Annotated in this window: 9 protein-coding genes; 3 read left to right on the forward strand and 6 right to left on the reverse strand. The window is 68.2% G+C overall.

The window, feature by feature from the left end; all coding sequences use genetic code 11:
• Nucleotides 1-93: 93 nt before the first annotated feature.
• Nucleotides 94-441, forward strand: a complete 348-nt coding sequence (locus tag GA0070562_RS30665; RefSeq protein WP_254663793.1) for a hypothetical protein — start codon at nt 94-96, stop codon at nt 439-441.
• A gap of 26 nt (nt 442-467) precedes the next feature.
• Nucleotides 468-707 (forward strand): hypothetical protein, encoded by a 240-nt coding sequence (locus tag GA0070562_RS13520; RefSeq protein WP_073831037.1) that lies wholly within the window; start codon nt 468-470, stop codon nt 705-707.
• A gap of 422 nt (nt 708-1,129) precedes the next feature.
• On the opposite strand, the gene GA0070562_RS13525 is transcribed toward GA0070562_RS13520, so the two are convergent.
• The 6 genes from GA0070562_RS13525 to GA0070562_RS13550 form a co-directional block, all read right to left on the reverse strand.
• Nucleotides 1,130-3,376 carry a GmrSD restriction endonuclease domain-containing protein gene (locus GA0070562_RS13525; RefSeq protein WP_091420616.1) on the reverse strand — a complete coding sequence of 749 codons (2,247 nt, stop codon included), beginning with the start codon at nt 3,374-3,376 and terminating at the stop codon, nt 1,130-1,132.
• Nucleotides 3,377-3,421: 45 nt separating this feature from the next.
• Nucleotides 3,422-4,903, reverse strand: a complete 1,482-nt coding sequence (locus GA0070562_RS13530; RefSeq protein WP_091420620.1) for a type I restriction-modification system subunit M — start codon at nt 4,901-4,903, stop codon at nt 3,422-3,424.
• On the reverse strand, nt 4,900-6,306 hold the full coding sequence (locus GA0070562_RS30470) for a restriction endonuclease subunit S (protein WP_217493427.1): 1,407 nt from the start codon (nt 6,304-6,306) through the stop codon (nt 4,900-4,902). The genes GA0070562_RS13530 and GA0070562_RS30470 overlap by 4 nt, the downstream gene beginning before the upstream one ends.
• A complete protein-coding gene (locus GA0070562_RS13540; protein WP_139135454.1) occupies nt 6,303-9,794 on the reverse strand; it encodes a type I restriction endonuclease subunit R in 3,492 nt (1,163 codons plus the stop codon). The genes GA0070562_RS30470 and GA0070562_RS13540 overlap by 4 nt, the downstream gene beginning before the upstream one ends.
• A gap of 176 nt (nt 9,795-9,970) precedes the next feature.
• Complete coding sequence (locus tag GA0070562_RS13545; protein WP_091420624.1) at nt 9,971-12,649, reverse strand: type 1 periplasmic-binding domain-containing protein; 2,679 nt, start codon at nt 12,647-12,649, stop codon at nt 9,971-9,973.
• A gap of 117 nt (nt 12,650-12,766) precedes the next feature.
• Nucleotides 12,767-13,552 (reverse strand): SGNH/GDSL hydrolase family protein, encoded by a 786-nt coding sequence (locus GA0070562_RS13550; RefSeq protein ID WP_091420627.1) that lies wholly within the window; start codon nt 13,550-13,552, stop codon nt 12,767-12,769.
• A 196-nt stretch (nt 13,553-13,748) separates the two neighbouring features.
• Here GA0070562_RS13550 and GA0070562_RS13555 point away from each other — a divergent pair, with 196 nt between their 5' ends.
• Nucleotides 13,749-15,284 (forward strand): M1 family metallopeptidase, encoded by a 1,536-nt coding sequence (locus GA0070562_RS13555; RefSeq protein ID WP_091420630.1) that lies wholly within the window; start codon nt 13,749-13,751, stop codon nt 15,282-15,284.
• The last annotated feature ends 35 nt before the right edge of the window (nt 15,285-15,319 follow it).

A 15,319-nucleotide genomic window follows, 5' to 3' on the forward strand; every position in this document is an offset into this window, starting at 1 on the left:
CGACACCATACGACAACGCTGTGTATTGGTCCGGTAGCCGTCGGCAAGGTGGGGCACAGGTTGATGCCGCCGATATCCCAAGGGGGAGAACTCATGCCCGACGACAGGCCGAAGGCGAGGCGTGCCGGCGCACCGCCGACCACGCCGACAAACACTCGACCGATCAAGGCGGGCGACCTCCTGCGCCTCGGCCGCGCGGCGAGCGTGCAGTTCTGCCGCCCGATCACGGTGCGCGTCATTCGGGAGATCGCCGAGCGCCACCCGTACGACGGTTGGGCGTGGATCGAGGCGTACGAGTTGAACGGCAAGGGCGTCGCGGTCGCCAAGCGAGAGCTGTTCGTGCGGCTCGCCGGGCTGCGCTGGCTCAATGCCGGTGCCGGGCAGGGGGCGGCCTTTGGGCACCGTGTTCGGATCGCCGCCCGGCCACAGGTGCCGGCGTGAGCACCGGCACCCGTCCGCATCTACCGATGCGTCCACTCTGGATCTGCAAGCGCTGCGCTCACCCGTGGCCGTGCGCGGAGGCCCGGCTGGCGCTGCTGACCGAGTACGCGGGTGACCGCCTCGCCCTGTCGGTCTATCTGTGCGGGCAGCTTTACGACGCAGCTCAGGAGCTGCATCGCCTCAACCCGCACGAGGCCCCGAGCCCGCAAGCGCTGTTCGCCCGCTTCGTCGGCTGGGCGCCCTTGCGCTCGCCGCCGTTGCCGTGAGGTCGAGCCCGCTAAACCTCCTAAAGTGCTCGCGCGACGGGCCGAAAAAAGTTGCCGCCCCCCGGCGGGGAAGCATTTCACGCCCTGTCGCGTGACCGAGCAGGGCAAGGCGTCCCCGCCAGCCCGCAATAAGCTTCAATCGACAGCGAGTTCACCGGGCCGAACTCAGCGGGGGCGGGAGATTGCCGTCACCAACACCCACTCCTCCGGGTGGCGCATGTTCGCGATCAACAGACCGTGGGTCTGCCGCGCGACGTACACAGTCAGGAACGCGAAGGCCGGCGATTCCTGATTGGAAGCCGCCGGCCCTTGCCAGCTCGGCCACTACGGCGGCCTTCGCAGCCGTCCATAACCGTCATGGCTACGGAGCGTTCAATTCGCTCGCGGCAACGTCATTGGTCTTCAAACTCACAGCAGCGGAGTTAGTTTACGCCCTCCGCCCGTCCGATTTCCTCCAGGAGACCTCGCCTTAACGCATCCGCGCGGATATCGAAGAGAGGCGTCAGGTTGCCACCCCGACGCACCTTCCACGCGCTCCAGCCATTCATTGTTGACTTACCGGTGACTGTCGAACCGGCAGGAGATGGGGATTCAAATACCTCGCCGCTATCCAGCTGAATATTACCCGCCTGGTTAATTCGCGCCGTGTGCGAAACCCGCTTGTAGGTCAAATGCAGCTGCTCGCCAACGGTTAGTGCACCGGCGGCGACAAGTCGGGCGACCGTTACACCACCGAAGTGGGCGCGGGTGCGCCTCGCGGCCCGGGACGGCACTTGCCGGACAGGCATAGCCAACTCCGCCTGGCTGGCTTCGACAGCCGTCGCTCTCATTCCGGGCGGCAGGATGAAGCCAAGATCTCCTGGGTTCCAGATGAGTTCACACAGCCGCTCGTAGAGCTGCTGTCGGACCTCAATCTCCGTTCGACCGAAATTGGGCATTGGGCGGAAAAGCCGACCCAATTCATGCTTCTTGATAAACCCTGCTGTAAACGGCTTGTTCCGCTGATGCGTGGCCGCATGCAGCGATGCGGCAAGATGGTTCTGGCCGCGGTACCACTCGACTTTCTGTTCGTACGGGGCATCCTGGTAACTTGCGTTGTGCGACTTCCTTAGCAGCAGAAGCGCTCCCACCCGGTTTCGAGCGACACGGAAGGCCGCTTCCGTCTTCACCTCCGGCTGATGGCGCTCGAACTTGTTCGCCCAAATATGCTCGATCTCGAAGGGTTCATCCTTGTCCAAGTATCGCGGCATCTCGTTGGGTCGACCGCTCTCGGTCTCCACGAATGCAGTCAAGCGGGCCAGCAGGTATCTGACCTGAGGCCGGTTGTCCGCACGGAGACCGTAGCCCTTGACCCCGGTGAAATCGACGTCAAGCAGAGCGATCCGACGTCCAAGTGCCTTGGCTACACCGTCGACGTCTCGGGTCGACCGCAGGTCGAGTAGGACGGGTATGCGATCCGCCTCGACTCCGCCTAGTTTAGTAAGACGGTTGTTGACGGCCATACGCACGAAGACCAAATCGAGATAGGCGGCAACAAGGAACACCTTGTCCCTGAACTGAGCCTCTGTGTCGTCCGGGTCGATCGCCGCCATCAAAAATGGCATCTGGTCAATTTCGTTCTTTGCGTTGTAGAAGACCGGTTCCAAACCTGCTTCGAGAGTGGCAGAGGCCGCCTTCAGCGTTGCATATCGGGTCGATAGCTTAACCAAGTCACGTTCGATGAAGCGAGCGAAGTCCGGTGCATTGATGAGGCCCATGCGGCTGGCGTGGTGCTCCTGCACCCATCCATGAAAGGACACCGAGATGTCCGCCGCCTCATCCTCATTTTGGGCATGACGGCCGATCAACAGCGACTGCAAGAATTTGGCCGCCGCCTGAGGGGCGCGATTGTCAATCCGAGTCAGGACGCGACCCCATGCATCGCCGAGTCGCGGCAGGTTGTCCCGGTTGCTGGCCTTTCGAAGCAGGAAGCTTTTCAGAAGATCTGCGGGGCCGAGTTGCACGCCCCGATCATTCATCGTCTCGAAGATCTCCCAGCCCTGTCGGCGATCGTTGGCATTGATGCCAACGAGGCATACCCGATTCAGTAGCCAATGGATGAAGAGTGGGAGCGCCTCATCCCGGATGGCCTCCGGGAGCAACTCGTACAACTCTTGGCTTCGCTTGTACAGGTTCTCCACCGAGGGCCCAGCATCAGCCGGTGGCACGTAGGGCTTGTCCTCAAATATCGCTTCCAGCACAGGAGTTCGCTTCTCAGAGCGGATGGCATAGGCCCGCTCTCCGTACGAGGTGCCAGCGATCAAGGGCTCCAGGGCGGCGAGGTCGTTCTGATACTCCGGTCGGTCAGCATCGATCGCAAGCCGGCGAAGCTGCAGCAATAGAAGGTGAAGCGTCGTGATACGTTGCTGGCCGTCGACCAAGGCGGCGAGGTCGTCATCGCGGTAGTAGACGAATGGTCCGAGAAAGTACGGGCGGTAATGCCGAACCTCACGACGATCGTCGCCCGGAGTCCAGTCCTCAATGAAGTGGCCGGTCAAATCATCGATGAGCATCTTCACGTCTTCGCGGGCCCAACTGTACTCCCGCTGGTAGGGGTCGAGCCGGAACTGGAACTGGTTAAACAGCTGCTGGATCGTAAAGCCGTCGCCACGGATCGGCGCTTCCGGCATGCGATCACCCTCCCCCAATGCACTCAGCGTGCCCTAAGTCCGCGACTAGCTTCTAGACCCAAGGGTCTCGGCGATGGCGGCGAACTCCGTAAGAGCCGCCTGGAGGTCGTCGACAATCTCCTGAGCGATTACCTCGGGCGGCAGTAGCGAGTCGGCGTCCTCCAGTGAGGCGTCCTTGAGCCAGGTGATGTCGAGGTTCACCTTGTCCCGGGCGATCAGCTCGTCGTACGAGAACGCGCGGAAGCGCTCGGTCTCCTCCCGCTCGGCGCGGTCCCTGCCCGGCAGGTAGCGGTCGATGAAGTCCTGGAGGTGCTCGCGTCGCAGCGGGTTCTGCTTGAGCGTGAAGTGCTGGTTGGTCCGGAAGTCGTACACCCAGAGCTTCTGGGTCCACGGTTCCTCACGGGCGCGCTTGCGCTCGAAGAAAAGCACGTTGGCCTTCACACCGCCCGCATAGAAGATGCCGGTGGGCAGCCGCAGCATGGTGTGCAGGTCGTACTGCTTGAGCAGCCGACGGCGGATGGTCTCCCCCGCGCCGCCTTCGAAGAGCACATTGTCCGGCAGGACGACGGCAGCGCGACCGTCGATCTCCAGCAGAGAGGCGATGTGCTGGACGAAGTTGAGCTGCTTGTTGGCGGTGGTAGCCCAGAAGTCGCCCCGCTCGATCTCCCGTTCCTCCCGGCTCGACCGGCCGTCCCCACCGACGACCCGAATCGAGGAGCTACGGCCGAACGGCGGGTTGGCCAGCACCAGGCTTACGCGGCGGGCGGGTTCCTTGCCGAGCGCGTCCTCGACAGCGATGAGCGACGGTCCGTTCGGCGCGCCGATGCCGTGCAGCAGCATGTTCATGGCGGCCAGTCGAGCCGTGCCGTCGACCAGCTCGGTGCCGGTGATCGCGCCGTTGGCGAGTCGCCGCCGCTGATCGGGCGTCAGCGCGCTGCCGTGGTGCCGCTGAATGTGCTCGTAAGCGGCGAGCAGGAAGCCTCCGGTGCCGCAGGCCGGGTCGGTGATCGTGTCGTCCGGCGTGGGCAACATGCAGTCGACCATCGCGACGGTCAGCGCACGGGGGGTGAAGTATTGCCCCGCGCCGGACTTGGCGTCCTCGGCCCCCTTGGCGAGCAGTTCCTCGTAGGCATCGCCCTTGACGTCGACACCGGTGCCCGACCAGGACTCTTTGTCGATCAGGTCCACGATCAGCCGCTTGAGCTTCGCGGGATCCTGGATCTTGTTCTGTGCCTTACGGAAGATGGTGCCGAGGGTGCCGCCCTCCTTGCCCAGCCCGGTGAGGATGTGCCGGTACTGCACCTCAAGCGCGTCACCGTCGGCATCGAGCAGGGTTTGCCAGCTCAGCTCGTCGGGCACGATCTGTTCGGGCTTCATGGCTCGCCGGGCGCGCTCGTCGGCCATCTTCAGGAACAACAGGTAGGTCAACTGCTCGACGTAGTCGATGGTTGAGACGCCGTCGTCACGCAGCACGTCGCAGTAGTTCCAGAGCTTCTGCACCAGCCGGCGCGAATCTACAGTGCTCACAGCGGCAGCGCCTCCTGCTGATAGTTGTCGCCGGTCACCCTGGTCGGCGGAGCCGCCAGCTCTTTCCGAGTACGCGTGGCGCGTGCTTTTTGCTTCGGCGCGGCGGTTGCCCGTTCGGCTTGAATCCGGGCAAGCAGCTCCGACGCCGGCTCGTCTTCCGGATCCTGCGGCACGAGCCGCCCGACAAACGCCTGAGTCAGCACCGACGAGCGCAGGCTACTCGCGCGGCGAGCAGCAACCCGAACGGAGCCGCTCAAACGGTCTATCGCACTAGCCGTCGACCTCCAACGACTTACAATCTCGTCTTGCTCACCCAATTGCGGTACAGGAATCTGGATTTCACCCAGGAGGGACTGGTTTATCTTGTAGATTCCCGCCGTGGTTCGCACCTTTGATTCGATCTGTCGCCGTACATACCGCGAATTCCAGATTATCGCGAGATACTCTTGTCGAATCTTCGTCGAGTCCGTTCGCACTCTGATCATGGTGTCAGGGAAGGCTACCGGGTATGGATCGGAGGCGACGAGGGCACCTCGACCAACAAGATGGATGGATCCATTGCCTCGACCAACAAGGAAGTCACCACGACGCACAAGATAGGGGGCTGCGGCGGCAGCATCCCATGCGCCCTCCTTCGACTGACCTAGATCAACCAAGCCGTCCTGCAATGCAGTCAAGCGAAGAACCGGGAAGCCCCCGGGCTGGGTTGGCACGGATTTACCATTGATCATTTTGCCATCAAGAAGTGAAATGAGTCCGCGCAGCGGCGCATCTGAGGCATCAACGAGCTGGGTAACGGCCGCAGCCCGGAGGACCGATAAACGGCGCAACGCCGACCTCACACTCGACTCGGCGGAAGCCAGCCTAGACAAGCGCTCCTCAAGAGCTGCGATGATGCGGCCCTGCTCACCAAGAGGCGGAACCGGCACCGGGAACCGCTTCATTGTCGCCAGACTGATCGATGCCAGGTTCACACTCTGCAGTCCGTTTTGCTCGAACCACCGCTGGCCGATGCCGTTTGCAAAGTGCGCCAGAAGTCGCGGCTCCAAAACGCGCTGACGAATACGCGCGCGAAAAACATGATTCTGATGTATACAGTCCTCGATTTGCTCGTCCCAAACCCAACCACGGCCAAGCTTGTTTCGGTCACCACCTTCGTTCAGCAGGACATCGCCGCGCGAAAGCTTCAGAGCCACCGCCTTTTGTGGCGGCACTCTAATTGACAACACATTGGAGAGGTCGAGATATCCGCGTTGCACATTGGCAACCCTGAGGTAGGGGACCTCCACGAAGCTCGGATCTTCCTGACGCTTCGCATCCTTGGTTACTCCGCCGACAACATCTGCAATTTCGCCAAGCGTTGTCCAAGCCCAACTTGCCGGGATGTCGAACGGATGGGTCACGCGGACAGCTCCTCGTTCAGCTCGGCCAGCAACGGCTCGGCCCGGTCACCGAACGCGCCCGCGTATCCGTCGATGCCACCCCGCTCGGTGAACGGCGCTCCCTCCAGGTCGTCCGGGCTGATCTCCACGCTGACCGCTATCACGTCCTTGATCCTCTCCAGCCACCACGCCTGATCGGCAGTGAACGTAGCGCCCGCCTGCTCCTGTCGCAGCAGCCACCCACGGAAGCGTTCCTCGACCAGGCTGCGGTACGGGCGCAGCTCCTGGTCCAGCCCCAACTCATACCGCACGAGGCTGACAAGATCGGTGATGCCCCGGTTGCCGGGGGCCTCGGCGGTGCGCCCGAGCAGCACGTACGATTTCCACAGCGACTCGGGCGTCCACGCCTGCGGCGGCCGGGCGATCCGCGCGGCCAGTTCCTTGAGCTGCTCGTAGCCGACTCGGCCCCGGCCCTCGTAGAAGACCTGCAAAGCGGTGATCTCGTCGCGGTGCTCCTCCAGGTAGTCGTGCCAGCTCTTGACGGTGACCTGGGCGCGTTCCTCGGCCGGCACTCCCTGCGCCGAGATCAGGCGGTCGGCGTTCACCTCGTCGATGGTGATGTCGTGGGCCCGGCGGATCTCCAGGATGCGTTCCCGCAGCGGCGGGTTCGCGGCGAGCGGGCGCAGCGCGCCGGCCAGCAGGTCCCGCACCGCAGCCGGGCCGGCCTGGGTGGCCGGGTTGAGCTGTTCCGGGGCCACCGCGTCGGTGAGGCCGTGCACGATGTCCCTGAGCGGCTGCCCGGCGAGGTCGGCCAGCTCGGCGCGTTCGTCGTCGGTGAGCTGCTGGTTGAGGCGGGACAGCCGTGAGGCGAGCGTGGCCACCTCGTCGGCGTCGGCGGTCAGCGTGCCGGCCTTGCGGAGCAGGTCGCGCAGCGAGATCTGGCGTTCCGTGTGGCGTTGCAGCGGGACCGCCTCGTCCAGGTCGGCCTCGGTGACACCGACCGCGTCGACGATGACGAACCGGTCCTTGACCTCGGCGTCCGGCGTGACGGCCTGGAAGTCGGCGGCGTCGATGGTGCGGGCGCCGCGCCCCTTCATCTGCTCGAAGTAGGTGGAGCTGCGCACCGGGCGCAGGAAGAAGACGCACTCCAGGGGCCGGACGTCGGTGCCGGTGGCGATCATGTCCACGGTCACCGCGATCCGCAGCTCGGGGCTGTTGCGGAACGCCTGGATCAGCGTGTCCGGGTTGTCGCCCTCGCGCCGCGAGGCGTACGTGATCTTCTTGACGAAGTCGTTGCCCCGGTTGAAGACGAGCCGGACCATCTGCACGATCTCCTCGGCGTGGTTGTCGTCCCGCGCGAAGATCAGCGTCTTGGGCACTGTCGACCGTCCCGGGAAGATCTCCTCGAAGAGCTTGTCGCGGAACGTCTCCAGCACCAGTTTGAGCTGACCCTTCGAGATCACCGACCGGCCGACCTGGCTGCCGCCGTACGTGAAGTCGTCCTCCAGCTCCTGGTAGCGCTCGGCGCGGGTGCGCCGGTCCCGCAGCGGCACGACGGTGCCGGCCTCGATGTCCGCGCCGCGCTCGGTGATCTCCGTCTTGATCCGGTAGACGTCGAAGTCGACATTGACCCCGTCGGCGACGGCCTGCTCGTAGGTGTACTCGGACACCAGGTTCTGCTGGAAGAAGCCGAGCGTCTGCTTGACCGGCGTGGCGGTCAGCCCGACCACGAACGCGTCGAAGTATTCGATGACCGCCCGCCACTTGCCGTAGATCGAGCGGTGGCACTCGTCCACCACGATCAGGTCGAACGTCTCCGGTGGGAGCTGCGGGTTGTAGGACACCTCGGCCGGCTCGTCCAGGTCGTAGCTGTCGTAGTCGCGGTCGTCCAGGTCGACGTCGGGCAGCTCGACCCCGCGCAGGGCGCCGTAGAGGCGCTGGATGGTGGAGATGACCACGGCGGACGAGTCGAGCATTCCGGTGCCGGAGAGCCGGTCGACGTTGTAGAGGTCGGTGAACTTCCGGCCGTCGTCGGGGGCCTGGTAACCGGCGTACTCGCGCAGCGTCTGCTTGCCGAGGTTGTTGCGGTCGACCAGGAAGAGGATCCGGGCGGCGCGGGCGTGCTTGAGCAGCCGGTAGCTGGCGGTCACCGCGGTGAAGGTCTTGCCCGCACCGGTCGCCATCTGGATCAGCGACCTCGGGCGGTCCTCGGCCAGCGACCGTTCCAGCCCGGCGACGGCGTCGACCTGCGCGGGTCGCAGACCCAGCCGGTCCAGCGCCGGCATCCGCCGCAGCCGGGCCCGCAGCGTCGGCACGGCCGGATCGTCGTCGGCCTCCCGCATCCACCGGGCGAGGGTCGCCGGCTGGTGGAAGGCGAAGACCTCCCGGGTACGCGGGAACGGGTCCAGCCGGTTGACGAAGGCGGTCTCCGTACCGGTGGCGACGTACCCGAACGGCAACGGCTCGTCCCGCCGCCAGGCGCTGAGCTTCTGCGCCGGGGTGAGCCCGCTCAGGTAGCGGTCGAGCTGCGCCTCCACGCCGCGCGGGGCGGTGCCCTCCCGCTTCGCCTCGATCACGCCGACAAGTCGCTGGTCCACGTAGAGCAGGTAGTCGGCGCGGCCGGTAGCGAGCGTCACCTCGCGGACAGCGACGCCGGTGGCCGCGAACAGGTTGATCTGGTTCTCGTCCTGCACCACCCAGCCGGCGGCCCGCAACTGCCTGTCGATCTCGGCCCGGGTCTGCACCTCGTTGAGCGGTTCGTGCGAGGCGCGACGGGCACGGGTGATGAACTCTTCCCGCCGGGCAGCGGAAACCCGCCCGGGCTTGCGCAGCTCGGCGGCTCGCTGGGCCTCCTGCGCCGCCGGCTCCAGACTCGCCACGAGGGCAGCGGCCTCGCCCTGGCGGGCGCTCGCCTCCCGGACCGCCCGTTCCGCCGCCGCCTGCGCGTCGGCCTGGGCCTGCACCAGCGACGGCTTGCCGTCGAGCAGCAGCTTGGTCTGCGCCAGCTCGTTCTTGTAGCGCTCAAGCTCGGCCGCAAGCGCGTCGGCGACGCTCTGGGGCACCTGCTGAGGGGGCGGCGTGGGCGGGACGAAGCCGATCGGCGAGCGGTCGCCGGTCAGCGCTCGGTGGAACCAGACGCCCAGCTCGAAGCAGGTCCGCAGCAGCTCCAGCGCGGCGCGCACCTCACCCAGATGATCGTGTACGGCGCGGTTGCCCTGGTCACGAAGCCGATCGAACGCGCGGTAGATCTCCGGAACGAGCGTGCCGTTGGTCTGGAGCGCCTGCACGCGGTGGAAGAACTTCTCCGACTGCGGCCGGGCGTCGGTGCGGCGCACCAGATCCTTCGCCAGCTCGTCGCCGAAGGCGCGGATCTTGAACATCGCCGCCTGCGCGTCGACGTAGACGAGCAGCTCGGCGCCGGCGCCGTACCAGACCAGGAGTGGATGATCCTTGAGGAAGCCGAAGTTGGCGGACTGCTCTGCCAGCCGTCGTACCTGTCGCTGATCCACAGCTCTCCACGCGCGTCGCCGGGGAATGAACACGTCAGGATAGGAACGATCGATGCTTCACGCAGCACAATCGAACGCCGGAATCAGGTATCCGACAGAACCCGTTGAGCCCCTTGTCGCCGTCGATCTTGGTACGCGCACGCCCCGCGAAGGGCGGGCGCGTACCAAGATCTCGCCTAGCGTGGTGCAACGCGGCAGCCGGTGTCGGGGCCGGTGTCGGCTACGCCGCAGTGGAACACCTCGACCGGGGCGGCGTCCACGTCGGGCACCTTCGCGACGGTGAGCAGCGCCAGCCGCTTCGCGACCGGTTCACCGGAGTCCGGGGCGTACCGGATGAGGCCGCTGACCCCCGGGTAGCCGCCGGCGGCGTTCTGCCGCAGCACCTCAGCGTGCACTCCGACCGGGTTGACCGAGCGGGGCTCCCAGCGGCGGCCGGTGTCGGCGTGGCGCAGCCGGGCGGCGAGGCTCTCCAGCGCGCGTACCGTCATCATGGTGGCGTCGTAGGCCAGGCTGACCCGCTCGCCGACCGGTGGGCCGGTCCCGGCGCGGCATCGGGGCGGGTCGAGCAGGCCGTCCGCGCCGATCCAGGTGAGGAAACTGCCGCGGGCGTCATCGCGCCCGGCCTGCGCGGCCCGCAGCGACGCGCAGGTGGCGAGGGCCGCCTTGGACACGTACGTGACCGGCAGGTTGCCCGGCGCGCTGGCGCGCAGCCCCGGGTTGGCCATGTAGCGGTTCACCGAGTCGTCGGCGACCAGGTGCCGGGGCGGGTTCGCGCCGCACTCCTTGAGCGCGCGCATGAACCCGTCGAACTCCGACCAGCGGCCGGCGAAGAAGAGCATCCCGGGGTAGCCGCACTCCTGGGTGAGCCGCCGTCCGCTGCGCCACTCGTCGAGCCGGCTGATGCGATCGCCGAAGCGCTCCCGCAGTCCGTCGACAAGCGTGGCGACGTACAGGTCGTCGGCGAGCGAGCTGCCCTCGCCGGTGGTCCAGTAGACGTGCGCCTCCCCCACCCGCAGCACCTGCCGGGCGTACGCCTCGACCATCCGGGCCTGGTCCCGGTTCGGCGCGGACATGGCCAGGTAGAGGCTGGAGTTGGCGTCCATCCGGTCGGCGGACAGCGTCGGGGCGAGCACCGGCAGGCCGACCCGGTTGAGTTCGCGCAGCGCCGCCGCCGTGCTGGTGCGGCTGTCCACCAGCCCGATCACGCCGAGCACGGTGGGGTCGTCGCGGGCCAGCCCTTCCAGCATCCGTACCGCGTTGTCGGCGTGCCGCATCTGCCGCCCGGCGTTCGCCACCACGATGTGCAGCAGCGCCGCGTCGTCCGCCGCCGCCGACTCCTGGAGCAGGGCGTACTGGGCGGTGGCCATGCCCTCCAGTTCCTCCCGCTCGGAGACGTAGGACTCCTCGTCCGCGCGGGTCCGGTTGCCGGTGAGGCTGCCCAGGTAGACCAGCGTCAGGTAGGGGCGGCGGTGCTCGCTGCGCCGCCACACCTCCTCGGCGGCCCGGTTCTGGGCGAAGATGCGCCGCTGCACGGCACGCAGCCGGTCCTGCCCGGGTTCGCTGTTGAAGACCTGCCCGGCGGTGTCGCTGTAGCCGACGCACTCCCCGGCCACGAGCCGGACGGCGACCCGGTCGGCGGGCCAGGGGCGGCAGTCCGGCGCCCACCGCCCGTGCGCCCACACACCCAGCCCGGCGACGAGCGCCAGGGCCACCGCTGCGGGCAGGAACCGCCGTGCCCACCAGGGCGGGTCGGGCGCGACCAGGGCGGGCGGGACGCCTCCCACCGGGACGTCGACGTCCCTGTCGTCCGCCTCCAGCAGCATCAGCCAGGCGCCGGGGCGGCGCAGCCGGCGGTTCTCCGGCAGCGCCTCGGCCCACTCCTCGTACGCCTCCTCGGCCTGGTCCAGCGGCCGGCCCGCTGCCGGTTCCGGCGGCGGGCCGGCGGCGACCGCGACGACGAGCAGCGGGTCGTTGCGGCCGGTCTCGTTGCGCACCTCGTCGACGAGCCGGACCAGCGTGTGCCCGACGTCGTCCGGCCGCGCGCCGTCGAGCACCAGCACCGGATAGGCGGTGCGGCGCCAGTCCCCGGGCCGCCAGAACCGCCGCCGGTACGCCAGGCGCAGGTCCTCCAGGAACGCGTGCAGCAGCAGCTTCTCCACCTGGGCGGGGTGTTCGCCGTCGCGCCATCCGGCGGTGAGCCGCTCGGCGAAGCCGAGGAACGTCACCGACTGCCGGGGCGCCAGGTACTGCTGGCGCATGAACCAGCGGTACTGACGCCCCACGAGCGGCACCCGGCCGGAGACGGCGATCCGGAACACGACGCTGGGGACGGCCCGCCACAGCAGCCAGAGCAGCAGGTGCAGTGCGGTGCCGAGGCCGGAGTCGCCGCCGACCTGGGGGTCCTCACCGGCCCGTCGCCCGCGCCAGTCCCGCAGCCGGCGCACCAGCGCGGCCCGGCCGCCGTCGGCGGCGTCCAGGTCCACGGCGAGCGTCTGGTGCATCAGCCAGTCGGCCAGCGGGTAGTGCCGGAACCGCAGCCGGGGCGCGCCGAACGCCTCCACGGAGAGCTGCCGGTGCAGCTCGCGCAGCACGGCCGCGACGTCGTCGCCGGCGGGCCGGCCGGTCAGGTCCAGCACCGCGTGCGGTACCCGGCGCCCGGCCCGGCGCGCCGCGAAACGCCGCAGCAGGGCCGCGACCGCGCCGTCCCCGGCGGGCCGGACCAGCCAGAGCAGCGGGAGCCGGCGGTCGCCGCGGCGGGGCCGCCGCAGCAGCCGGGCCAGCAGGGTGAGCAGTTCCGGGCCGGCGGCCGGGAGCTGCTCACGGACCGGCCGCGGCCGGGTCACCGGTTCGCGCATGGTCACCTCCGGGTCGCACGGGGTGTCGCACCATTGTCGATGCTCGATGCAACCCGGCAAGGGCGGGGCCCCGCTCGACGGACGGATGCCGAGCGGGGCCCTCTCCTCACATGCGGATCAGCCGATGGCGGCGGTCAGCGCGGCCAGGTAGCCGTAGCGGTAGCCGTCCGCGTTCGGGTGGTACGCCTCGATGACGCCGCTGACGTCACGGATCCACGGCTCGGCGGCGCACACGCCGTGCCCGGCGAAGAACGGCCGCGCGTCGACGAAGGTGCCCCCGGCCGCGGCGGCCCGGCCGGAGATGACGCCGTTGAGCGTGTCGGCGGCCTGGTTGAGGATGGTGCGCTTGTAGCTGCTCATGGCGAGCAGTCCACAGGAGCCGGTCTCGAACAGCCGCGGGTAGCCGAGCACCACCAGCCGGGCGTTCGGGGCCCGGTTGCGGATCGCGGTGTACGTGGCGTCGAGCCGGCCGGGCAGCGTCGCGGTGGTGAACGCCTTGGACTCGTTGACCGCGCTCTCGCAACTGGACGTGCTGCCGAAGCGGCAACTGGTCATCACGTCGGCGAAGCCGGCGTCGTTGCCGCCGATGGTGATGGTGACCAGCGTGGTGCTGCTGCTGAGCTGGCCGACCTGGTTGGCCAGCACGTCGGCGGTGACCGCGCCGCCGCAGGCCGGGAACTTGAAGCTGGTGACCGAGTGCGCCGCGGCCCAGAGCGGGGCGTACGACTTCTGGCTGCGCAGGCAGGTGGACAGGTCGTACGGGCTGGCGCCGACGCCGGAGGAGTAGGAGTCGCCGAGGGCGACGTAGTTGACGGTGGCCGCCCGGGCGGCGCCGGGCAGGAGCACGGCGCCGAGAACGGCCGCCAGTACGGCGGCGAGCGCGGTACGGACGCGACGGGACATGACAGAGCCTCCACGGGGCAGGGGTGGTGGAGCCCGTTGACCGCGCGCGTGGCCGAGGGATCGATGCTGTTACTGGTCGGTAATGCTATCGAAACATTCGCAGAAATTGAATAGCCGAGATGGCCGGACGGGACAGATATGTTCACATGTGTCGATTAGCTTGACGGTGACGACACCCGACGGAGGGAGTCCCACCGTGCGACGTGCACTCACGGCGGCCATCGCCGCCCTGACCCTCACCGCGGCCGGCACCACAGCGACCGGCGCACCCGCCCAGGCCGTCCCCGGCGGATGGGGCCGGCCACAACCCGGGGCGGCCACCCCGACGCCGGGTGGCCCCGGGCTGGGCGACAGCTACTTCCCCGACTACGGCAACGGCGGCTACGACGTCGGCCACTACGACATCCGGCTGCGCTACGAGCCGGCCACCGACCGGCTCAGCGGCACCACCACGATCCTCGCCACCGCCACCAAGGACCTGTCCCGGTTCAACCTGGACTTCGCACTCGACGTCGAGTCGGTGCGGGTGAACGGGTGGGTGGCCGGCTTCACCCGGGCCGGCGACCACGAGCTGGTGATCACCCCCGCCCGGCCGCTGACCAAGGGCCAGCAACTCACCGTCGTGGTGAAGTACGCCGGCGTGCCGTCACAGACCACCGTCTACGGCTACACCGCGTGGACGCGTACCGCCGACGGGGCGCTCGCGGTCAACGAGCCCGAGTCGGCCTGGTGGTGGTACCCGAGCAACGACCACCCGAAGGACAAGGCCACCTGGGACGTCTCGGTCTCGGTGCCCACCGGCGTCGAGGTGATCAGCAACGGCGTGCAGCCGCGTGACCCGCTGCCCGAGGCCGGCAACCGCACCCGGTGGAGCTGGCGCAGCGTCAAGCCCGGCGCGACGTACCAGGCGTTCCTGGCCATCGGGCAGTACGACATCGTCACCGACACCGCGCCGAACGGGCAGCCGGTGGTGAACGCGTACAGCACCACGCTGGGCGAGCGCCTGCCGGCCGCGCGGGCCAGCATCGAACGCACCGCCGAGATCGTCGACTGGGAGAGCGGGCTGTTCGGCCCGTACCCGTTCGAGGCGCAGGGCGGCGTGGCCGGGCCGGTCGACGGCATCGGCTTCGCGCTGGAGACGCAGACCCGCCCGGTGTACGGCCCCGGCTTCTGGCGGCGCGGCGCCAACCCGTACGTGGTGGTGCACGAGAACGCCCACCAGTGGTTCGGCGACTCGGTGTCGGTGGCCGACTGGCGGCACATCTGGCTCAACGAGGGCTTCGCCTCGTACGCCGAGTGGCTCTGGTCGGAGGAGCAGGGCGAGGGCACCGCGCAGGAGCTGTTCGACTTCACCTACGACAGCTACCCGGCCGACTCCGAGTTCTGGCGGGTGCGCCCCGGTGATCCGGGCCCGAGCGGGATCTTCGACGACGCCGTCTACGACCGGGGCGCGATGGCGCTGCACCAGATCCGGCTCGCCGTCGGCGACGCGGCGTTCTTCCGCATCCTGCGCACCTGGACCGCCAAGCGGCAGTACGGCAACGGCACCGTCGGGCAGTTCCAGGCGCTCGCCGAGCGGATCTCCGGGCGGGATCTCGACGCGGTGTTCACCACCTGGCTGTTCACGCCCGGCCGGCCCGACGTGGCCATCGCCGCGCGCACGACCGCCGCCCCGGCGCAGCCCGCCTCGTGGGCGAAGATCCGGGCGGCGCACGACCTGCTCGGCCGCTGACCGGCGCCAGCCGGACCGCTCCCCACGACGGGGGC

The sequence above is a fragment of the Micromonospora tulbaghiae genome (genome assembly GCF_900091605.1).
GTDB lineage: Bacteria > Actinomycetota > Actinomycetes > Mycobacteriales > Micromonosporaceae > Micromonospora > Micromonospora tulbaghiae.